This window comes from Novosphingobium sp. TK71 (assembly GCF_055361505.1).
The window spans coordinates 982,467-1,004,925 of record NZ_JBSZKA010000001.1; the positions used below are offsets into that span (position 1 = coordinate 982,467).

The following is a 22,459-nucleotide window of genomic DNA, read 5'->3' on the forward strand; positions in this document are numbered from 1 at the left end:
GCGCAAAAGGCGCGCCCGGGCCTGCCTTCAGCGGAACAGGCGCGGCGCGAAATCGGCGAGATAGCGCCGCCAGTTCACCCATTCGTGGCCGCCGCCGGTTTCGTGATAGACGTGCGCGATGTGGTAGCGATCGAACAGCGCGCGCGTGGGCGCGACCGTCTCGTGAAGGAAATCCTCCCTGCCCATCGCGAAGTAGACGAGCTTCAGTTCCTTCGCGCTGCGCTTCAGTTCGGCATCGTATTTCGCGGCATACGTCTCCACGCCGTTGAAGGCGTTGCCCTTGCTCAGCCCCATCGAGAATATGCCGATCCAGCGGAACTGGTCCGGGTGCGTTAGCCCGTTTCGCAGGGTATGCGATCCGCCCATAGACAGCCCCGCCATGGCCCGTGCCTCTGGCCGGGCGTCGCTGCGGTAAGCGGCATCGACATAGGGGATCAGGTCGCCGATCAGGTCGGCGCCGAAATCGGGGTTGTCGAGCGTCATCACCCCTTCGCGCAGCGGGGTGTGGCCGTCCGGCATGACGACGATCATCGGCACGACTTTTCCGGCGGCGATCAGGTTGTCCAGGATGGCATTGGCCCGGCCCACGCTGGTCCAGCTGTCGTCACTGTCTCCCGCGCCGTGCACGAGATAGAGCACCGGATACTTGCGGCCGTCCTTCATATAGCCGGGCGGCGTATAGACATGGGCGCGGCGGGCGATGCCGAGCGATTTCGACCAGTATTCGATCGTCGATACCGCGCCATGCGCGACTTGCGGGTTCCACGTCTGGAAATCGCCTTCGGGGCCGCGCACCTCGAATGTCGAATTGATGCCCTTGAGCTCCTCGGAGAAGGTCTTGCCCAGCGGATCCACGGTCTTCACCCCGTCCACGCGGAAGGCGAAGCGGTAAGTGTCCGCTGGCACCGGCCGGGTGGTGGTGACGGTCCAGAGACCGGTCGCGTCCTTCGCCATGGCAAGGCCCTGCGGCGTACCGGCGGGGAAGCCCATGGGAATGACCGTGGCGATATCCGTGCTGGTCAGCAGCACTTCCGATGCATTCGGCGCGCAGAGGCGGAAGGTCACGCGCCGGTCGGGAAGCTGCTCCACCGACTTGTAGGGCGCGGGGCCGGAATAGAACGGGGGCATCACGCAAGTGGAGGGATCGAGCTTGGGCGACTGCATCTGCGCCGTCGCCGGCAGCGCCGCCGCGATGGCGGATACGGCCGCCAGCAGCGCGGCGGAGGAGACTATCTTGCGGCGAACCATGCAAAAAACCTTTCGCGAACGCAGCGAGCGCTGCTGCCGCGAAAGGTCGCTTCTGCCGGTGCCGGAACGAACGGCGCCATCGCGTCTATCCGACTGGCGGACCCGCCCGCTCCGCACACCCCGCCATCACCGTGGGTGGCGGTTCACTTGCGCGCTTCGCCCTGCTTTCCCAGCCGCGCCGCCACGCACTGGTCGGCGGGCATGCCATCGGGGCAACTCTCGGCCTTGGGCACGAGCGCGCTGTCCTTCGGCAGACGGACGGTGAGGATGCGCACGGGCTCGGTGCCGATCATGCGCGAGGTATGGCCGCGTCCGGTCACGTCGTCCGCCAGGACGATGTCGCCCTTGGAAAGGATGTGCTTCGAACCGTCACCCAGCCCCACTTCGAGCTGGCCTGACAGGACGATCAGGAAACGCGGGGTGGAAACGCCGTGAAAATCGATGAAACCGCCGGGCAGCGTATCGCCGATCTCGACATCGGTGGCGCGCAGGCGCGACTGCACCGAACGCCCGTCGCCCCCGCCGGTCAGCGGCAGGTCGATGATCTCGAGATGGGATTCGCCGTCCTCCCCGCCGTACATGTGCATCATGCGCATGGCCTTGCCGGTGGGAGAAAGCGGGGTGACGGGCGCCGGATCGGCCAGCGCGGGCGCCGCAAGGGCCAGCACGGCGGCGAACGGAACGAGCAGTTTCATGCGCCTTGTTCTCCTTCAGGCACTGACGCGGGAACCGGCGGCGGCGAGGTCGGCGCCGGACTTCTCGTCATGGCGGGCGGCCAGTTCGCGCAGGCGCGGGATCAGTTCGCGCCCGTGGACCGCGATATCGCCCAGCAGGTCGAATCCGCGCAGCAGGAAGCCGCCGATGCCCATGGCATAATAGTCCATCAAGGCATCCGCCACCTGCTCGGCCGTGCCCACCAGCGCGGGCGGCAGCATCGGCGTCGAGAAATCGATCGAGGCGCGGGTGATCCCGGTCCAGAGGCGCTTGTCGATCAGTTCGCTGCCACCGGCGAGCGCCTCCAGTTCCTCACGCCCGGATCCGCCGCGCGTCGTGGCCAGCCTGGGGTCGAGCCGCATGGCGGTGCCGGTCGCCTCGCCCTTTCCGGCATCGGCTTCGGAGATTTTCGCCTGCTGCATCGCGGCAGTGTCGCGAAGCTGCTCGATCACCGCGCGCGCGGCCTGCCATGCCTGTTCCTCGGTCTCGCCAAGGATGACCCGCGCCGATGTCTGGAGCCGCAGGGGACGGCCGGTTGCCGCCCAGGCCGCCTTGACCTGCGCCGCCGCCTCTTCCATCTGCGCCAGCGGCTTGAGACCGCCGATCGCGTAGACATCCGCCACTTGCGCGCCCACTTCCAGCGCCAGCGGAGAAGCTCCGCCCCAGTAGACCGGGATGGCGCCGCCCTCCGGCCGGATTTCCGCCAGCGCCCGGTCGAACCGGTACCAGTCGCCCGCATGGCTCACCGGCTCGCGCGCGCCCCAGACCCGGCGCATGATCTCAACATATTCGCCGCTGCGCCGGTAGCGTTCGTCCTTGGTGTGGTAATCCCCGTCGCAGGCCAGTTCCAGGTCGTTGGCGCCGGTGATGACATGGACCCCGGCACGCCCGCCGCTCAGCCGGTCAAGCGTGGCGAACATGCGCGCGGCCATGGTCGGCGCGATGAAGCCGGGCCGATGCGCCACCATGAAGGATAGCCGCCGGGTGATCGCGGCCGCGTAACTGGCGATGGCGAAAGGGTCCGGCGCGTAGGAGTTCTGGAGGATCAGCACGCGGTCGAAGCCGTTTTCGTCAAACGCGCGGGCCAGCGTGCCGATCGTCTCCACATCGAAGCTCGGCCCGCCCGGTGGCGACACTTCCGAGGCATTGCGGTGGAGCAGGACTCCCAGGATTTCAAGCGACATGACGGCCCTCCCCAAGGCCGGGCCACGATGCGTGCCGGCTTCAATTCTGACCCCGAAAAACTGGCAGGTGACCGAGAGGCGAATAATCCAAGAAATCTATTACCCTGCGAGAGAAGCTTGATCGAACCTCCCCGGGCAACGGCAACCAGGAGGCCCCCCGCCGATGAACATCGTCAAGCTCGAACGCATGATCGCCGTCTACGAGGCAGGCAGTTTCCGCAAGGCAGCGCGCCGTTTCGGCATGTCGCAGCCCGCGCTCACCTGGAGCATCCGGCAATTGGAGGAAAGCCTCGGCCTCTCGCTGTTCGTGCGCGGTCCCTCCGGCATCCGCCCGACGGAAGCCTGCGAGACGCTGATCGTGCGCGCGCGCCTGATCGTCAGCGAACATGCCCGCCTGCTCGCCGAAGTGGAGCGCAAGAACCGCCAGCAGGTGATCGTGATCGGCGTCCACCCGGTGCTGCTCAACAGCCAGTTCGCCCACACCATCGCCGCTTTTCGCGAACGCGAGCCCGCCGTTACCCTGCGCGTGGTGGAAGCCTATAGCGCCGACCTCATCGCCCGCCTGCAACGCGGCGAACTGGACCTGGCCTTCTCCGCCGCCCCGCCCGAGGACGAGGACGCCGACGAAATCGCTTTCGAGCCGCTGCTGCGCCAGTATTACTCGATCTTCGCCCGCCCCGATCACGCGATCTTCGAACAGATCGAAAGCGGCGGCCCGATCACCGAACATGCCTGGGCGCAGGCAGACGCCCCCAATGTCGGCGCGCGGCAGGTGACCGCCAGCAGTGGCGATCGCAACAATACCAACATGGTGCTGGAACTGCTCGCACGCTTCGGGATGACCGAGAACATGGTGGCGATCCGCTCCGCCTCGATGCACCTGATCCGCCGGATGGTCATGGACGGCGGCCTGCTGGGCATGGTGCCGGAAAGCCAGTTCGCCACCGAACTGCAGGGCGGCACCGTGCGCCAGGTGCCCGGCTCCAACATCGAGGGGCCGCCGCTCGGCCTGTTGTGGATCGACGGCTGCTACGAGACGCTGGCGGTGCGGCGGCTGAAGTCGCTGCTGCGCACGATGCAGGTTCCCGACCATCCCAAGGCGCTGCCCGCCCCGAAGATCGCGGCATGATGGCCGCCGCTGCCCGGGTGATAGAGGCGCTCTATCACAGGTCAAAATTAGTTCTCTGTTCCGCCTCGCCAAGCCCAAGCAACATGCCGCCACTGGCTGCGCTGGGTTCCAGTCGCTCACCGTGGCCCCTTTTTTCCTCACAGCGAGTCCGGCGATGAACAAGCATCCCCTCAACCCCGTCACGCCCGAGCACATCGAGACCTATCGCCGCGACGGCGTGGTCTGCCTGCGCCAGATGTTCGACGCGGAATGGATCGAGCGTCTCCAGCAGGCCGCGCTCGAAGTATCCGCCGATCCCGCCGCACACGGCCTTACCGGCCCCTCGCACGGCGCCATGGTCTCGGTTTCGCACCTCTGGCACAAGCCGGGCATATTCCGCGACTTCGCCTTCAACTCACCCGCGGGCGAGATCGTCGGCCGCGTGATCGAGGCGGACAACGTGCAGATGTTCCACGATCACCTGTTCCGCAAGCCGCCGCAATCGCCCGCGATCATGCAGTGGCATGCCGATCACCTCTGGCCCTTCACCGGCACCATGATCCCCAACCTGTGGGTCGCGCTGTCGCCGGTGAACGAGGAGAACGGCCGGATCGAATTCGTCGCGGGCTATCACCGCTTCTGCATCGACACCGGCTCGCGCTTCGGCCCCGCCGGAGACGGCACCTTCCGCTTCCCCGACTTCGAAGCAGAGCGCGACAATCCGGATTTCCCGTTCCGCTTCGTCACCTGGGATCTCCAGCCGGGTGACGCCGTGCTGTTCCATGTCGATATCCCGCACTATTCCAAGGGCAACGATTCCGACACGCTCGCCCGCACCGGCCTTGCCATGCGGATGATCGGCGACGACTGCTACTGGTGCCCGCGCGAAGGGCTGATGCCGGTCCACGGCATGGACCTGATGAGCCAGCCCGACGGCGTTCACCCCGAACCCGGCGAACTGCTACCGCTGATCTGGCACCGCCCCGACGACGAACCGCGCGCCTTCGCCCCGCGCCCCGCGCAAGCGGCGCGGGCAGCATGACCTTCGATCCCGGCAAGCGGGAATTCCTTGGCGGCGCGGCGCTTCTCGCGATGCTGGGAATTTCCGGCCCGGCGGTGGCGGGCAGCGCTCCCGGCATCCGGGTAGAGCCGATCCAGGGCCCGAACCTGCCGATGGAATTTCCCGGCAGCGGCGGCACGGTTCCCTGGCTGAAGCGGGTCTTTCACCTCTATTCCGGACCAGACGGGCTGACCCGGGCCGAACAACTCGAAGTGGTCGAGCCGCGCGGCCAGGCCATCGCCACTCTGCTGCGCCGCACCGCCGCGCGCGTCACCCTGGGCGGATCGCAACCCGGCGCCGGTTTCGGCTTCCACGTCGCCAGCCAGCCGACCCTGCTGATCCCGATCTTCGGGTCGATGATGATTGGCCTTCATGACGGCACCGAATACGAACTGCGCCACGGCGACCTCGCCTATGCGGAGGACTGCACCGGCAAGGGCCACATCTCGAAAGCCGGGCCGGAAGGCTCGTTCATGGTCGCGGTGCAGCTTCCCGGCGAAGGCTGCCCCCTGTCCGGCAGTTCCGACATGACGAAGGTCTGGTCCGACCAAGCCCGCTGAGCCCATAGCCCCCCTCGCTGCAAGGAACACGCGTGAAGAAGACTGCATATCTCGGCTGGGCGATCGGCTCCTTCACGTCCTCGGCGCTGGTCAGCGCCGTGGGCCTGCTGCACTTGCGGTTCATGACGGATTCGCTCGGCCTTGCCATCGGGCTGGCCGGAATGCTGACCGTCCTTGCCAAGATATACGATGCCGCCTGCGACCCGCTGATGGGCCACATCGGCGACCGCACGCACACCCGTTTCGGCAAGTACCGCCCCTATCTGCTGGGCGGCGGGCTGATGGCCGGGCTTTCCATGGTCATGCTGTTCAACGTGCCTGGGGCGCTTTCGGGCACCGGCCTATGGGTCTGGGTGGGGATGACGCTGCTGTTCTTCTCCACCGCCTATACCTTGTTCCGCATTCCCTATCTGGCGCTGGGGCGGGCGATCACGTCGAACTTTCAGGAACGCTCGAAGCTGATGACCTTCAGCGTCTACGGCTCCTCACTCGGCAACATGGCCGCGACCGCCGCCGCTCCGTTCCTGCTTTCGCGCATCGGCAGCGACCGTGCCGGGCACGGCATGGTGGCGATCGTGCTGGGCGTGCTCATCGCCCTTGGCGGGGCGGCTTCCTTCGCACTGCTGCGCGAAGGCGAAGCGGCGGAAAGCGGGCCATCCGGCGATGGCTCCCTGCGCGAGGCGGTGGGTGCCCTGCGCCGCAACCGGCCGTTCCTCTGCCTGATCGGCTTCAAGCTCGTGCTGTTCTCGGGCCTTACCGTCCACATGGCGGCGATCCCCTTCTACACGCGCCACGTGCTGGGCGTGGCCGACAGCACGCTGGGCTCGATCTTCCTCGTGCAGACGCTGGCGATGATGGGCTCGCAGTACCTCTGGGTAAGGCTTGCCGCGCGCCACGGCCGCCGCAACGCGCTGCTGGGCGCCAGTGCGCTCTGCGCGCTCGCCTATTTCAGCTGGCTCTTCGTTCCCGCCGCCCGGCCCGAACCCTTCGTCCATCTCTGCGCGCTGGTTTCCGGCATCGCCACCGGCGGCATCTTCCTCGGTCTCTACACCGTGCTGACCGACACGATGGACTATTCGCGCCAGGTACAGGGAGACAGCCGCGCCGGGATGCTCGCAGGCGTCTTCGTCATGGTGGAGAAGGGCACGGCCGCCTTCGGAACCTTCGTGTTCAGCATGACCATGGCCTGGGTCGGGTTCGTGTCCTCCACCGGCAACGGCGCGGAAGCGCAGCCTCCCAGCGTGCGGCTCGGGATCATCGTGGCGCTCTCCGTCGTGCCCTCGCTCGCCGCGGTGGCCGCGGGCCTCATCATGCTGCGCTACCGGCTTCCGGGCCAGGCCGCGCCAGAACACGCTGTGCAGGCTTCTGAAACAGCCGAAGGAAATGCCCTGAACGCCACTGCCGCCTGACCGGAAAAAGCCAGTTCCAACCCCTGCAGGGCGGGCGCTTCCAGCGTCTCGCCCTGCAGCCATCTTCGCGATATTTTCTTTATCCGTCCATCGGATAGGGGAAATACTTCAGAAAAATACTCACCCGACTGCGACAGCATGTCCCCTCAAGAACAAATAACATGAGGGAAAGCGTCCATGACCGGTAAGTTGAAAAGAACAGCATTGACGACCAGCCTGATCGCCACCGCCGCCATGCTGGCGACGGCCCCGGCGCAGGCCCAGCAGGCCGGCGACGCGGAAGGCGGCAATACCATCGTCGTCACCGCCAAGAACCGCAAGGAAAGCCTTCAGGACGTGCCGCTGGCGATCACCGCGCTGAGTGACCAGGATCTCGCCGGTGCCCAGATCCGCGACGCGCGAGACCTCCAGAAGATCACGCCGAACCTCAGCCTTTTCGCCGGCTCGGGCCGCAACGATCCCTCGGCCTACTCGCTGCGCGGCCTGGCCCCCAATACTTCGGACGAACGCTACCAGGGCATCTCGATCTTCATCGACGGCGTGGCCCTGTCAGGGCAACTCGCCTCGCTCGATCTGGAGAACCTCCAGCGCGTGGAGATCATCAAGGGCCCGCAAAGCGCCACCTTCGGCCGCGCCACCTACAGCGGCGCGATCAACTACGTCACCGCCGATCCCTCGGGCGATGCCGTGACCGGCTTCGTCAAGGCGCGCGGCAGCCTCACCAACAAGGCGCCGGACGCCAGCTACTACTTCGGCGGCACCGTTACCGCGCCGATAGTGAAGGATGCGCTGTGGTTCTCTGTTTCCGGCTCGCTGATGCAGAACGGCGCCTTCGCGAAGTCGGTTGACGACGGCACCGCGATCGGGCGCGAACGCACGCAGGTCGTCTCGGGCACGCTGTTCTTCAAGCCGGACGAAAGCTTCTCGATCAAGCTGCGCGGCATGTACCAGCACGACCGCGATTCCCCGCCCGCACAAGTGGTGCAGCACCCGCGCGAATGGCTGGCAGCCGGCGTCGCGGTGGCGCCTTTCGCGCGCGGCAACGGCGCGTTCTTCCCCGCCTACCTGCCGGACGGCGACCTCGACACCATCGGCACGCAGGGCGCCACCGGCTACGGACGCGACCGCTACTTCGCCAGCGCCGTCGTCACCAAGACCTTCGGCGATTATGAACTGAGCTACCGCGGCGGCTATTTCCGGGAATCGCGCTGGGCCAATGTCGCCACCGTTCCCCGCGCGGTGCAGCCCGGACAGGACCCGGTGTTCGGCGACCTGATAACCGATGGCACGGTAACCGTGCGCAGTTCGGTGCTGGGCACCTTCCCCTCGACCGAGACTTTCGAGAACACCAGCCACCAGCTCATGCTGCTCTCCCCCGGAAGCAAACCGTTCCGCTGGCGGGCGGGGCTCTATTATTTCTGGGAGAACGATCTCTCCGCCTTCTCCGGCTACGGCACCACCGCCAATCCCAAGGGCGTGACGCGCAACGACCACCTCACCAACATGGCGGTGCTGGGCGGGTTCGACTGGGACGTCACCGACGCGCTGACGCTGAGCGGCGAAGGGCGCTACGCCCGCGAGAAGGTGTCCTCCCCCGCCTGCCCCACTTGCGTGTTCTACCCGACCTCTGTCGATTACAACAACGTCTCTGAGGACTTCAGCCCGCGTATCACCCTGAGCTACAAGGTGACGGGTGAGAGCATGATCTATGCACTGTTTTCCAAGGGTGTGAAAAGCGCACGGTACAGCTTCGTCAATGTCGCCGGAAACTATGTCGGGCTCGCCGCGGACCCGGAGAAGCTGTTCAACTACGAAATCGGCAGCAAGAACACCTTCTTCGGCGGCCGCCTGACCCTCAACCTCGCCGCGTTCTATGACGAAGTGAAGGACCAGCAGCTCGTCTCCACGCAGGAGCGCACGGTCAACGGCAACATCGTCAACATCGCCACGGTGGGCAACGTCGGCGCCTCGAAAATCCTTGGTTTCGAAGGCGAGGCGAACCTCCGGATAACCCCGTGCCTGACGCTGCGCGGCTCGGTCGGCTATGCCCACCAGGAGTTCACGACCAAGACCCCGCTCATCATCAGCACCAGCTCGACTTACGGGTTCCCCGCCAGCGCGGACAATTCGATCGTGCTCGACGGGCTCACCCAGGCCAATGTGCCGGACTGGAACGGCTTCATCGGCGGCGAATACAAGTTGCCGGAAATGGGCGGTTTTTCGCCCAGCTTCCGTCTGGACGGCGCCTATCGCGGCAGCTGGTACGCCAATCTCGCCAACACCGTGAAGGGCCGCTCGGCCTGGACCGTGGACGCGCGGATCAACTTCGCCAGCGATGCCATCGACTTCTCGCTCTTCGGCCGCAACATCCTCAACAACCAGCGCCCGACCGGCTCAGGCCTCGCCGGCGCCACCGCGACCTGCATCTTCGTGGAACGCGACACCGCCACTTATGGCTCCAACCAGCAGTGCCTCTACGCCTCGGTCCCCCGTCCGGCCGAATGGGGTATGGAAGCCACCCTGCGCTTCTGATCCCTCTGGCAAGCAAAAGGCCCGGCAGGCACAACGCCTGCCGGGCCTTTTCCCGTTCGTCACGCGCGAAAATCAGGCCCGCGCGCCGATCTCCACGGCAACGCGTTCACCGCTTTCCATCGCCGATTCCATGCCGAAATCGAGCCGCCGCGTATGCTCGCCCGCAAAGTGCATGACCTGCCAGGGATCGGTCATCGTCCGGGCAAAGCCGTTGACCTGGCCCGGTGCCAGGCTGAACCCGCAGCCGAGCTGGTTGGGATCGCGCATCCAGTCCTTGTAGGTGGCCAGCCGCAGAAGTCCTTTCGCAGCGGGGCGGAGGCGGACGATCTCGTTCTGGATGAAGGCTTCCGCCTCGGCATGTTCCATTTTCGCGATGGCCTGCGCGACAAGGCCGACCATGACCACCATCGCCCGGTGCCGGCCCTCGCCGGTATGATTGTCGATCGCCCAGAACATCCCGATCGGACCATCGGTGGAGAACGAGGGCGGCAGTCCGTCTTCCTTCCAGAACGGCTTCTCGGCCGTCAGGTACATGCGGGCGGTGTTGGCATAGGGCATCGCCGAAATCGCCTGCCTTTGCAGGGGATTGTCCCTGCCCGCGACGATTTCGACACGGCGCAGCACCGAGAAGGGAACGGCGGAAATCACGAACCTTGCCGAAACCGCGCTGCCGTCCGCACAAGTCACGGTGGCGCCGCTGTCCGTCATCTCGATCCGCGCCACCTTGCGTCCGAGGCGGATGGCGTCACCCAGCTTCGCCGCCATGGCCAGCGGCAGCTGCTGGCAGCCGCCGACGATGTTGTTGGTGGAGGCGAGGCCGTCGATCATGTTGTGGTCGTTGGCCTCGCCGAAAGGATGGTCCCGCGCGTGCTGGACCGGCGACTGGCCCGTCCGGCGATCGACGCCTCCGCGCGTCTCCTCCTGCCACATGCGCAGCATCGAGGTTTCGTCGATGCCGATACCGGGCGCCGAGAACGCCGCGAGTTCGATCGCCGCCTCGCTGTAGCCGTTGCGCTTCATCAGTTCGCGCAGGGAGATGTCGTACCCGGAAAAGCGCGGGTCCAGCCAGTCGTCCACTTCCTTGAGCGGGTTGAATTTCGCGGTGACGGCCTGCCCCATCAGGATCGGGTTGATCTTGCGCTCATCGCCGACGGTGCGGTTGAGCGGGTTCGATTCCCACGTCTTCGGGTCGATCCAGGTGTCCTTGATATGACCGCCGAACGAAAGCAGGTCGCGGTCTTCCGAAACGAGCTTGAGCCCGTAGCGCTGGCAGGCGTCCAGCACGCGGGCATAGCTGCGGCCGATCTGGCTGGCGCCGACGTCGATGGGGCCGTCCACGGTCTGAACGGTCTGCACGCGCCCGCCAACCCGGTCGGACGCTTCGAGGATGAGCACGCGCATCCCGAGATCGCGCAGGAGCTCGGCCGAATGCAGGCCGGAAAGGCCCGCGCCGATGATGACGACATCGGCCTTCTCCGCGGCGAAAGCCATGCGCGGCAGCGCGAAGGTGGCGGCGCCAAGCGCGCCCGCGCCCAGAATCTTGCGGCGAGTGAACATGAGAACTGTCTCCAGTCTGAAAAGGAAGCTTGGAACGGCCGTTCCCGGACGGGCCAGCCATCCGGGAACGGCCGCCTGTCATCAGAAGCCCAGCTTGAGCTGCACGCCTGCGGTGCGCAGGTCGGGCAGGCCGACGAGCACGGCGTTGTAGCGCGCCAGCGAATAGCCGGGCGCAATCGCCCAGTTATCGTCGATGCTGGTATAGGCCTTGTTGTTGAAGACGTTGTTCACGAACAGCTCTATCGAGGCCTTCCCGCGCGAAAGGCCGGTGCGCAGGTTCACCAGGTGGCGGTCCTGCGTCTTGATGAGGTTCGCCTGGTCGGACCAGACGCCCGACTTGAAGCTGTAATCCGCCCGCGCGAACCAGCCGGCATCGTCGATCCCGCGCAAGTCCCCGCCGAGTTGCACGCCCAGGTTCGCAGACCACTTGGAAGTACGCGCCATTTCCTTGCCGCTGAAGTCGGTGATCCCGGAATAGGCGGTTACGGAAGGATTGACGAAGCTGTTGATGTCCGTGCCCGTATAGGCGCCCGCCGCATCGATGGTGACGAGATCGCCCAGCCGCAGGTGCGTTTCCGCCTCAAGCCCGTAGAGATCGGTGGAGCCGGAGTTGGCAACGCCGGTGAACAGGGTGCCGTCATCCAGCAGGAACGAATAGGACGTGATCTGCTTGCGCCACTTCGCGTAATATCCGGCCGCCGTATACGTCAGCCGGCCGTTCAGCGCCTTGCCCTTTACCCCCAGTTCGTAGTTGGTCAGCTTCTCCGGCTGCACCGTAAGCGGTACGCCCTGTTGTGCCGCCAGTTCCCGATCTCCCGAATCCGTCGTCGAGGCCAGCAGGAAGGCGTTGAACTGCGACGGGTTCACCCCGCGCGAATAGGAGGCGTAGACCATAAGGTCCGGGTCGATCTGGAAGTTGGCGATCACGCGCGGCGTGAAGTTGCGGAACTTGTCCGAAGCCAGCTTGCTACCCGCCGCATAAGTGCCCGCCGGGACATAGATGGAATCGGCGATGGTCAGGTTGCTGTTGGCGTAGGTTGCGATCCGGTCGATCTGGTAGCGGCCTTCCGCGCTTACCGAGAAGCGATCGGTGATGTCGTAAGTGAGGCCCGCGAAGATGCCCAGGGTCTTGCTCTCGTTGCGCCCGGTGGTGCCGGGGCGGCCGCCGTAGATCGGCGTGCCGCTGCCCACCCGGTTCCACGCTTCGAGATAGCTGGCCCCGGCCACGCCGTGGACGGCGCCGAAATCGTAGTTCACCCGGCCCTCCGCCGAGTAATCGTGCATCTCCCGCTCGATCAGGTAGGGGAAGTCGTAATAGGCGGTGTTCCAGTAACTCGTGCCGGTGAAGGCCGAACTGTCGAACCCGTCTAGGTCGACCAGGGTGCTCCATTTCTCCTCGTTGTGCCCGGCCAGCAGCGAGAGCGAGAAATTGTCGTCGATCTCGTAGTCGGCGGTAAGGTGCGCGTGGATGGAATTGCGCAGCAGACCATAGTGATCGACCGTCTCGTCGCTTGAAAGCAGGCGCCCGGCAGGATTGTCGAGCCAGTTCTTGAGCTGGCTGGTGAAGCTGGTGTTGGCGCTCACCCGATTGACGAGGCCCGGCGCGGTGCCGCAGATGAAGGCATAGCCGCCCGGCGTCGTGCAATTGCTCTGGCTGCTCTGGATCACGGTGCCGCCCGGCGTCTTGATATCCGTGGCCACGAGCCGCGTCTGCGCCGAGGGTCCGTCCTCGTCACGCGTCCACATGCCGAACGCCTTGACGGTGAGCCGGTCGCTCGGCTTGGCGACGAGCAGGAGGCTGGCGCTGCGCGTCGATTCATCGCCCAGCGTGCCGCCGTCATAGCTGTTCTTCCACGATCCGCCCTTGTCGAACGCATCGCCGGTTATCCGGAACGTCAGCATGTCGCCGATGATCGGGCCTTCGACCGAGCCGCGCAGGCGCCAGTTGTCACGCGTGCCGATCATGCCGGTCAGTTGGCCGTGCCACTCGCCGCCCGGTTCCTTGTTCACGAAGTTGATCGCCCCGGCAAAAGTATTGCGGCCGAAATAGGCGCTCTGCGGCCCCTTGAGGATCTCGATCCGCTCGGGATCGCTGATCGAGGTGAACGGCGAAGGCGAGGCGACCGGAACGCCGTCGATGAACATCGAGGTCGTCGTCGCATTGGTCGTCACCGGCGTGAAGCCGCGCAGCGAGATCTGCTGGAAGGAACGGTCGGCATGGCCGGAAGAGCTGTTGTTGATGTTGATGCCCGGCGTCGAACTCGCCAGCGACTGCATCGAGACGATGCCCTTGGCCTCCAGCGTTTCCGAAGTCATCGCGGTCACCGTGACCGGCGTCTTCAGCAGGCTCTCCTCCCGTTTGCGGGCGGTGACGACGATATCGCCCGGCGCCATTTCAGTCGCCTGCGCCGGTGCGGACTGTCCCTGTGCGAAAGCCGGAGCGGCCCAGCATGCGAGCGCCGTTGAAAGCGCGGTGGTGAAACGTAGAATGTGACTGTTTCTGATCATGGTAGCCCCTCGATGTTGTCCGGACCGCGCGCTTTCACGGCGCGTACCCGGAGAAGTTCCCTGTCGAACATCGACATGCGGGAAGGGCTGACCCGAACAGGTCAGAAGTTTCGTTCCAGACGAGCTTCCATCGAAAAATGAACAGAACCGCTGGGAGGCAACCCTCCTTGGCATGTCCCAGTCTTTAAAGGTCGGAATACTTGCGCATCCGGTTGCGGGGTGAACCGCGTCGCAAGCTGCTTCGTCATGACGATCGAGCGCTTGTCCATGCCCATGAGATTTACTTTCCCGCCGCCGGATCGGCGCTGAATCTGGGCCCTGTTCGCCTGTCGGATGAGGGAGCGGAAAAAATCTGTCCCGCCATGAACCCGTGCGCGGATCGTCATGGACCTTGGCGATCAATCGCGACATTCAGGTTCCGCACCGCTTCATGTCCGACCATCGGTGATCCGCGTGGATCACGATCGCCGCAGGGCGTGCCTGCTGCATCTCCTCCCCGTCGGGACGTGCAGGAAGACATGGCAGGCAGGGGAAACCCCCGCCCGCAGCCCGGGAAGACAGGTGCCGCACCAAGCCGACGCAGAGCGGTCCGGTGACGAAAAAGCAAGGTTCAGGTTCAAATCGGAGTTTTTCAAATGAAGAAGTCTGTCATGCGGGTGCTGCTGGTCGCAACGGCACTCACCGCGCTTCCTGCCGTCGCCATGGCCCAGGAAACACCGCAAGCAGGGTCGGAACAGGACGCCCCGCAACAGGGCTTCGGAGACATCGTGGTCAGCGCCCAGCGCATCGACCAGCGGCTCCAGGACGTTCCGGTCTCGGTAACCGCCATCACCGCCGAGGAGATCGAGACCCGCCAGGTGCTCTCCCCCACCGATATCGGTCGCCTCGCTCCCAACGTGAACCTGAGTTCGGTGACCGGCGGCAGCGCCGGCCTCACCGCCTATATCCGCGGCGGCGGCGTGACGGACGGCGGCTACATCATGTCGGAGCCGGAAGTCGCGCTTTACGTGAACGACGTCTACAACGCCCGCATGCAGGCCGCCCTGCTGGACTTTGCCGAGATCGAGCGGATCGAGGTGCTGCGCGGCCCGCAAGGCGTGCTCTACGGCCGTAACGCGGCGGCGGGCGCGATCAACATCATCACCAAGCAGCCTGCCGACACGCTGACCGGCAACGTGCAGGTCGGCTACGGCACGTGGAACGAACGCCGCGTGAAGGGCTACCTTTCGGTTCCGCTCAGCAAGGACGGCAAGTGGGCCTTCTCGCTCAACGGCATCGTCCGCGCGCGAGACGGCGGCCGCCAGTACAATGCCACGCTGGACCGGAAGGTCGGCAAGGAAGACTTCCAGGGCGGCCAGTTCGATCTCGCCTACAAGGGCGACGCCGTTAAGGGGCGGCTCAACCTGTTCTATGTCCATCTCAACAGCGACGGCCAGTGGGCCAGCAACACCGTCACTGGCGACGACGGCAAGATCGTGCCGCTCTCCGGCTCCTACCGCACCGTGCTCTCGCCCTTCCCGTCCTATACCACCGTCACGCAGAAGGGCGGATCGCTGCGCCTTTCCGCCGATTATCCGGGCGGCACCATTACTTCGATCACCGCCTATTCGCGCCTGAAGGACCGCTGGGGCGAAGACTTCTCCGGCGGCGTCTACCCCTCGATGATCGAAAGCACCGGCGATACGCCGATCTCGCTGTTCGAACGCGAAAGCCGCTCGAAGTCATGGCAGGCCAGCCAGGAGACCCAGTTCGCCGGGTCGCTGGCGGACGATCTGGTGAACTATGTCGTCGGGCTCTACTACTTCCACGAGCAGGGCGATCAGGACATGAACTCCACGATCTTCTTCGCCCCCTCTACCACCCGGTTCCATGCCGAGACGAATGCCTGGGCGGGCTACGGCCAGTTCACCTTCAACGTGACCGACAAGCTCGCACTGGTAGCGGGCGGCCGATACACGCTGGAAGACAAGAGCCTGGACGCCACGCTGGCCGGCACGCCCGCGATCAGCCGGGACCACTACGAGAAGTTCACGCCCAAGCTCGGCGTCAACTTTAAGCCCTCGCGCGACATGCTGCTCTATGCCTCCTACACTGTCGGCTTCAAGTCGGGCGGCTACAACGGCCTCGCCTCCACCGCCGCGCAACTGGCCACCGCCTATCGCCCGGAGACCACGAAAGCCTGGGAGGCAGGCGTGAAGGCCGATATCGGCCGGACCGTTCGCGGCTCCATCGCCGGCTTCGTCAACAAGATCACGGACCGCCAGGAAACCGTGAACCTCAATGACGGCGGCTTCCTTGTCGAAAACTACAACGTCAGGATTTCCGGAATCGAGGCAGAGCTGGCCTGGCGCCCGCTCACCGGGCTCCAGATCTGGGGCAACGGCTCGATCAACCGGGGCAAATACCTCTCCACCGACTCTGCCGTCGGTTCGCTGATCGGCAAGAACCCGCCCTCGTTGCCCAAGTGCCAGGGCACCATCGGCGTGGACTACTCGCTGCCGGTCGGTCCAGGCACAGCCAAGCTCGGCGCCGACGCCGCCTTCCGCGACCAGTACTTCTCGACGCCGGACAATCTGGAGGTCGGCCACGTCAAGGCGACACAGCTGTTCAACGCCTATGCCGGATACGACGTGGGCCCATGGAACTTCCAGATCGCCGGCAAGAACCTGTTCAACCAGACCTACTGGACGACCGGCTTCGGCTTTTCGGTGATCAACCCGCGCATCATGGCCAATCCGCGCACGGTGCTGGGCACGGTGAAGTACAGCTTCTAGCAACGTCCCGGCGGGCTCCCCTCGGCCGGGAGCCCGCCTCCCGCGATCGGCGGCCGCAGGCGTCATGGAGTGCAAAGGAAATGAACAGCGCGCGGTTTTCCGGCCTCAACGTCGTCGTCACCGGGGGACGCGGCGGCATCGGCGCTGCCATCGTCTCGGCCTTTGCCGCCGAAGGAGCCCGCGTGGTGAGCGCGGATCTCGCCTGCGAGGATGAGGATGGCGGCACCGGCAAGGCCCTTGTCCTCGAACGCCGCCTGGACGTCACCAGCGAAGCGTCCTGGTCCGGCCTGCTCGATTTCGTGGATACCCACCTCGGCGGACTGGATGTCCTGGTGAACAACGCCGGGTTCTATCTGCCCGACATCGCTTTCGAGGACATGCCGCTGGACCTGTGGCAGCGCCATTTCGCCATCAATTCCGACGGCACTTTCCTTGGCTGCAAACATGCGATCCGGCATATGAAGGGGCGTGGCGGCGGCTCCGTGGTCAACCTGGGGTCGGGCATGTCGATCACCGCCAACCCGAACGGCGCGGCCTACTGCGCCTCAAAGGCCGCTGCGCTCATGACCACCAGGGCGGCGGCGCGGGCGGCAGGCCGCCACGGTATCAGGGTCAACGCCGTGCTGCCCGGCGCCGTCCCCACCCCGATGCTCATGGGCAACATGCACGGCGGCGAGACCGAGAGCGAGTTCCTCGCCCGCATGGAGAGTTTCAGCCCGCTCGGCCTGCTTGCCACGCCCGAGGATATCGCCCGCGCCGTGCTGTTCCTCGCAGATCCCGCCAACCGCGCCATTTCCGGCATCCATGTCCCGGTGGACGGCGGGAACATCCCCGGCGCCTGACTTAAGCAAACCTACGATAACCTGCCACAACCTCATCAAGACAATCGATTTCTGTTGCATCGTCGCCCCGATTGACCAAAGGCGAAACATTGCGGATCTACGGAGTTTCCCCTTGGTCGGATCATTGTCCAATCGCATCGTGATGCTGTGCAGCATCCTGTGCCTGATGTTGGCCGTCCTGGCGGGGCTCCTGCTCGACGGTTCTTCGCAGATGCACGGCAGCCTCACATGGGTGACGCATTCCTCGCAGGTTCTCAAGACCGCTAATCGTGCTCTCAGCCATCTCCAGCAGGCCGAGTCCGGCCAGCGCGGGTTCGTGCTCACGCATAATCCCGAATTCGGCCAGACCGTCGCCACGGAAATCGCGGCCTCCAAGCGGGACGCGGCGGCGCTTGTCACCCTCACCGCTGACAACCCGTCGCAGAACGAACGCGCCCGCCAGATCCGCTCGCTGATCGAGGAACGCTCAGCAAACCTGGAAAAGTCCGCCGAACTTACCCGCAACGGCGATTTCGCCGCCGCACAGGCCCTGGCCGCCACCGGGCGCGGGCGCTACATCATGCTGCTGGTGGACGCCCGAGTCGGCGACCTGCTCAGCGAGGAGCGCGCCCTTTCGATCTCGCGGATGGGCGCGGTGGAGCACAGGCTCAACTACATCCGCTGGCTGGTACTCATCGGCACGCCGCTTGCCATCGTCATCATCGCCCTGATGGGCACCGCACTGATCCGCCGCATCCGCCGCCCGGTCGACGCCATGATGACCGTGATGGGTCAACTTGGCGCGGGCGATCGCAGTGCCCGCATCGACGCGACCATGGATTCGAGCGAATTCGAACGCCTCGCCAGCGGCTACAACGCCATGGCCGAGGAGCTCGAGGCCGCCGTCGCCGATCAGGTGGACAGCGAGGAAAGGCTGCGCGTCGCCAATCTCGAACTGAGCGGAAACGCCGATGTCCTGCGCGAACGCGGCGAGGTCATCGAACTGCTGGGCGGCATGGCGCACCGGATGCAGGCCGCCCGCACGGACGAGGAACTGGCCTCGATCATCCGCGTCTTCGTGCCGCGCGTCCTGCCCGAAATCCCCGGCGCGCTCTACGCTCACAACAATTCGCGCAACCTGCTGGTGCCGATCGCGGCGTGGGCGGGGCTCGAAGTCGAGACCGCCGGGTTCGCACCGGACCAGTGCTGGGCGCTGCGGCGCGGCCAGAGCCATTTCGTGGTCGAACCCGGCTCCGATATCGTCTGCGCCCATGTCGGGGCCGAAACCGACCACTATCACTGCGAGCCGCTGCTGGCCGGCGGCGAAGTCATCGGCGTGCTTTATCTCAAGGGCGTGGTCGGGGCCGAGAACCGCTTCCGCCTGACCGTGCTGACCGAGAACATCGCCTCGGCCCTCGTCAACCACAGGCTGCAGCGCGGCCTGCGCGAACAGACGATCCGCGACCCGCTCACCAGCCTGTTCAACCGCCGCTACATGGAAGAGACGCTCGCGCTGGAAATCGCCCGCGCCTCGCGCACCGGCAGCCCGCTCAGCCTCGTCATGTGCGATGTTGACCACTTCAAGCGCTTCAACGACGAATTCGGCCACGAGGCAGGCGATGCCGTGCTCCAGGCCGTTGCGGCCGAGATGCGCAGCCGCTTCCGCGACGGCGACGTGGTCTGCCGCTTCGGCGGCGAGGAATTCACGATCATCGCGCCCGGCACTTCGGCTGCCGTACTGGCGGGCCGCGTAGAAATCGTGCGCCAGGCGATCAGCGAACTGATGGTCAACCAGGGCGGCCGCACGCTCGGCTCCACCACCATGTCCTTCGGCATCGCCACCTGGGAAGAGAACATGGAGCGTGACGGCTCCACTCTCATCAAGTCCGCCGACGCCGCGCTCTACCGCGCCAAGCGCGACGGGCGGAACCGGGTCGTGCTGGATGCCCGTGCGGAAGCACTGGCGGCCTGATCCTGTCCCGAACGCAGGGTTGCGGCGCTAGACGCTGACCTTTGCCGCAACCCGCCCGCCGTCGCCGAATACGCGCAGGTAACGTTCGATCTCGGCGGGCCTGCCGGTCGCCTTGGCCGGATTGTCCGACAGCTTCACGGCGGGCCGGCCGTTGGCCGAAACCACCTTGCAGACCAGCGAGATCGGATCGAGCCCATCGGTTTCGAAAGGCGCGCAGCCCCGGAAGTCGTTCGTGAGGTTGGTACCCCAGCCGAAGCTCATCCGCACCCGGCCGTGGAAATGGCAATAGGTCGCCTCGATGCTGTCGACATCCATGCCGTCGGAAAAGATCAGCAGCTTGGTCCGGGGATCCCGGCCCTTTTCACGCCACCAGCGGATGATCTGCTCACCGCCCTCGATCGGCGGCGCGCTGTCGGGGCGGAAGCCGGTCCAGTCGGCCACCCAGTCAGGCGCGCGTTCGAGGAACGACGTCGTACCGAAGGCATCCGGCAGCGCCACCAGCAGGTTGCCGGCATAATGATCGCTCCAGTCCTTGAGCACGCGATAGGGGGCCTGCCGCAGCTCCTCGTCGCCGTCTGCCAGCGCGGCAAGCACCATCGGCAATTCGTGCGCATTGGTGCCGATCGCCTCAAGGTCCGCATCCATCGCCAGCAGGACGTTGGATGACCCGATGAAGCGCTTGCCCAGCCCTTCCTTCAACGCTTCCACGCACCAGCGCTGCCAGAGGAAGCCGTGCCGCCGCCGCGTGCCGAAATCCGAAAGCACGAGGTCGGGAAGCTGGGCGAGCCGCTCGACCTTCTCCCACAGCTTCGCCTTGGCGCGCGCATAGAGCACGTCGAGCTCAAAGCGGCCGCGATCCTTCATCGCCGTGCGCGAACGCAGCTCGTTCACGATGGCGAGCGCGGGAATTTCCCACATCATGGTATGCGTCCACGGTCCTTCGAACCGCAGTTCGTACTGGCCGTCCATTTTGCGAAGCTCATACTCCGGCAAGCGGAAATCCGCGAGCCAGGCGATGAAATCCGGGCTGAACATCTGCGCCTTGCCGTAGAAGCTGTTGCCCGCCAGCCAGATCAGCTCCTTCTTGCCGAACCGCAGCGAACGCGCATGGTCGAGCTGGGCGCGCAGTTCGGCCTCGTCGATCACATCGGCCAGACGGACCGACTTCGTGCGATTGATGAGCTCGAACGTCGCCTGCACATCCGGGTAGAGATGCCGGACCATCTGAAGCATCAGCAGCTTGTAGAAGTCCGTATCCAGCAGGCTGCGCACGATCGGGTCGAGGCGCCAGTTGTGATTGTATGTACGCGTTGCGATATCGGTGTAGACCATGACAAACTCTTAGGACGATATCCCGCAATGACAAACCCTGGGGCACTCAACCTTACGGCAACTCCGGTTTCATATTCCGGCAGCCGCCGGTTCGTCATCGTCGTGGACATGCAGGGGGACTTCGTACATGCCGACGGCGCGCTGCCCGTCCCCGGCGCGCAAGCCATCGTGGCGCCGATGCAGGATTGGCTCAACGCGCTCGATCCCGCGCTGACCGCCGGTGTCCTGCTTACTTTCGACACGCATCAGCCTGAAATCTATTCCGGATCTCCGGAAAGCGAGGAGTTCCCCATTCATTGCATGAAGGGAACGGCGGGCTGGGAAAGCGTGCTCGATGCAAGCACCATCGATTCCCTCATTCCGATCTATACGCTGGAAAAGGGCATGTTCGATATGTGGGCCGAACCCGGACTGGCGATGGAACCTGCACGCGGCGCGCAAGGTGAGCCGACAGGCCGCGACAGTTTCTTCTCCGATCTGGCCGGGTCGGGCGTGGAAACCGTGACCGTAGTGGGCGTGGCGGCAGACTACTGCGTGCGCTGGGCCATGGAAGGCCTGCTCGCTCGCGGCTTCAGGGTCGATCTACCCGCATCCCTGACGCGCGGCATCGTCAAGGATGCCGGGGAAGTCATCGCCGAACTGGGCGAAGAACACCGCCTGGCTGCGCTGGCTCCGTAAGCCCTGCCCCCGCCGGGCGGGTCAGGTCTGGAGGACGAAGGGAATCTCGACCAGCCCGCGCACCATGACCGCGGCACCATCGCGCCGCGTGGGCGACCACTTCCAGCGCCTCACCGCGGACAGCGCGGCCTTGTCGAGACGCTCGAACCCGCTGCTTTTCGACACCGAGATATCCGCGACCGAACCGTCCGCGCCAAGGATGACCATGAGCACGACCGTGCCCTGCTCTCGCTTGCGGCGCGATTCCACCGGATAGCGCGGCGGATCCGCAGCGATCATCTTGGAAGAAAGGTCCCCTGCGTTCTCGATCCGAGGCGCCGGGGCCACAGCCACTGTCTGCGTCTGGGGCGCTGGCGGGCCCGGAATCGCCACCTGCACGACCGGCGGCTCCGGCGAGGTGGAGATCGTGGCGGGCGCCGAGGTCAGCACGATCGGCGGCGGCGGCGCCACGACCGGGGAGACCGGCTGCACCACCTGCTTCACGGGTTGCGGCTGGGATTTGGGCGGCGGCGGAGGCGGCGGCGTGGGCTGTTCTAGATCGGCGACCACCAGCCGCTTGCGTGCTTCCTGATGGCCGTTGACGATATTGAGTGCCAGCATCGAGGCGATCATCCCGCCGACGATCGCGGTGGCGCCCAGCATCGCGCCGATGTTCGGGCGGCGTTGTTCGCCATAACGCGAAACCGCCCAGGCTCCGGGAAGAGCGACGACCTCGCCCTGGGGCTGGGCCCTCGGACGCTCCGGCAGGACGACGTCGTCCGTCTGCTGAATTGTGGCGTATTTCGTCAAGTTACCGAACCCCCGCCAAAAGCCATTTTGGCCTGGCTAATGCGAGTCATTCGCATAGCTGAACCTTGATTTGCAGTCGAGACACAATCCGCACCGCATGGGCGGTTCCCGCCACAACCGCGCGTAAGGCCGGACGATTCGCAGCCTTGCCTTCCACGATGCATTGCCACTCGATTGCCATGTATTTCGCTATTGCGAATGAAACGCGATAAA

General features: G+C 65.4%; 16 protein-coding genes. 9 read left to right on the forward strand and 7 right to left on the reverse strand.

All coding sequences use genetic code 11. The features are described from left to right. Positions 1-27: 27 nt before the first annotated feature. The 3 genes from ACXJ16_RS20520 to ACXJ16_RS20530 form a co-directional block, all read right to left on the reverse strand. Entirely contained in the window at positions 28-1,248 is a 1,221-nt protein-coding gene (locus ACXJ16_RS20520) for an alpha/beta hydrolase-fold protein (RefSeq protein ID WP_454798245.1), read from the reverse strand. A 143-nt stretch (positions 1,249-1,391) separates the two neighbouring features. Further along, the gene (locus ACXJ16_RS20525; protein ID WP_054439036.1) at positions 1,392-1,943 is read right to left on the reverse strand and encodes a cupin domain-containing protein; all 552 of its coding nucleotides are present in this window, start codon (positions 1,941-1,943) and stop codon (positions 1,392-1,394) included. 15 nt (positions 1,944-1,958) lie between these two features. Continuing rightward, on the reverse strand, positions 1,959-3,146 hold the full coding sequence (locus ACXJ16_RS20530; protein ID WP_463923201.1) for an LLM class flavin-dependent oxidoreductase: 1,188 nt from the start codon (positions 3,144-3,146) through the stop codon (positions 1,959-1,961). Positions 3,147-3,309: 163 nt separating this feature from the next. On the opposite strand from ACXJ16_RS20530, the gene ACXJ16_RS20535 reads away from it, so the two are divergent. The 5 genes from ACXJ16_RS20535 (at position 3,310) to ACXJ16_RS20555 (ending at position 9,815) form a co-directional block, all read left to right on the forward strand. After that, positions 3,310-4,275: a LysR family transcriptional regulator gene (locus tag ACXJ16_RS20535; protein WP_443478193.1), complete on the forward strand. Its 966-nt coding sequence runs from the start codon at positions 3,310-3,312 to the stop codon at positions 4,273-4,275. A 154-nt stretch (positions 4,276-4,429) separates the two neighbouring features. Beyond that, positions 4,430-5,296, forward strand: a complete 867-nt coding sequence (locus ACXJ16_RS20540; protein WP_054439039.1) for a phytanoyl-CoA dioxygenase family protein — start codon at positions 4,430-4,432, stop codon at positions 5,294-5,296. Beyond that, a complete protein-coding gene (locus tag ACXJ16_RS20545; RefSeq protein WP_185999787.1) occupies positions 5,293-5,874 on the forward strand; it encodes a cupin domain-containing protein in 582 nt (193 codons plus the stop codon). Before ACXJ16_RS20540 ends, ACXJ16_RS20545 begins: the two co-directional genes overlap by 4 nt. Before the next feature lie 32 nt (positions 5,875-5,906). Next, positions 5,907-7,283, forward strand: coding sequence for an MFS transporter (locus tag ACXJ16_RS20550; protein WP_463923202.1), 1,377 nt, complete (start codon positions 5,907-5,909; stop codon positions 7,281-7,283). 177 nt (positions 7,284-7,460) lie between these two features. Continuing rightward, complete coding sequence (locus tag ACXJ16_RS20555; RefSeq protein WP_463923203.1) at positions 7,461-9,815, forward strand: TonB-dependent receptor; 2,355 nt, start codon at positions 7,461-7,463, stop codon at positions 9,813-9,815. A gap of 72 nt (positions 9,816-9,887) precedes the next feature. Here ACXJ16_RS20555 and ACXJ16_RS20560 read toward each other — a convergent pair whose 3' ends face one another. Together ACXJ16_RS20560 and ACXJ16_RS20565 are read right to left on the reverse strand one after the other, a co-directional pair. After that, positions 9,888-11,372, reverse strand: coding sequence for a flavin monoamine oxidase family protein (locus ACXJ16_RS20560; RefSeq protein ID WP_324699684.1), 1,485 nt, complete (start codon positions 11,370-11,372; stop codon positions 9,888-9,890). Positions 11,373-11,453: 81 nt separating this feature from the next. Beyond that, positions 11,454-13,880 carry a TonB-dependent receptor gene (locus tag ACXJ16_RS20565; protein ID WP_463923204.1) on the reverse strand — a complete coding sequence of 809 codons (2,427 nt, stop codon included), beginning with the start codon at positions 13,878-13,880 and terminating at the stop codon, positions 11,454-11,456. Between the two features lie 635 nt (positions 13,881-14,515). Here ACXJ16_RS20565 and ACXJ16_RS20570 point away from each other — a divergent pair. From ACXJ16_RS20570 to ACXJ16_RS20580, 3 genes are all read left to right on the forward strand, one after another. Beyond that, complete coding sequence (locus tag ACXJ16_RS20570) at positions 14,516-16,654, forward strand: TonB-dependent receptor (RefSeq protein WP_463923205.1); 2,139 nt, start codon at positions 14,516-14,518, stop codon at positions 16,652-16,654. A gap of 80 nt (positions 16,655-16,734) precedes the next feature. Next, a complete protein-coding gene (locus ACXJ16_RS20575) occupies positions 16,735-17,496 on the forward strand; it encodes an SDR family NAD(P)-dependent oxidoreductase (RefSeq protein ID WP_054439047.1) in 762 nt (253 codons plus the stop codon). Between the two features lie 142 nt (positions 17,497-17,638). After that, a complete protein-coding gene (locus ACXJ16_RS20580; protein WP_292636154.1) occupies positions 17,639-19,447 on the forward strand; it encodes a diguanylate cyclase in 1,809 nt (602 codons plus the stop codon). A 27-nt stretch (positions 19,448-19,474) separates the two neighbouring features. On the opposite strand, the gene pncB is transcribed toward ACXJ16_RS20580, so the two are convergent. Then, positions 19,475-20,779 carry a nicotinate phosphoribosyltransferase gene (gene pncB / locus ACXJ16_RS20585; RefSeq protein ID WP_463923206.1) on the reverse strand — a complete coding sequence of 435 codons (1,305 nt, stop codon included), beginning with the start codon at positions 20,777-20,779 and terminating at the stop codon, positions 19,475-19,477. 27 nt (positions 20,780-20,806) lie between these two features. Between pncB and ACXJ16_RS20590 the strand changes: the two genes are divergently transcribed. Beyond that, complete coding sequence (locus ACXJ16_RS20590) at positions 20,807-21,457, forward strand: cysteine hydrolase family protein (protein WP_463923207.1); 651 nt, start codon at positions 20,807-20,809, stop codon at positions 21,455-21,457. A 21-nt stretch (positions 21,458-21,478) separates the two neighbouring features. Here the strand turns inward: ACXJ16_RS20590 and ACXJ16_RS20595 are convergent, their stop codons facing one another. After that, complete coding sequence (locus ACXJ16_RS20595) at positions 21,479-22,246, reverse strand: energy transducer TonB (RefSeq protein ID WP_054439048.1); 768 nt, start codon at positions 22,244-22,246, stop codon at positions 21,479-21,481. Between the last annotated feature and the right edge of the window lie 213 nt (positions 22,247-22,459).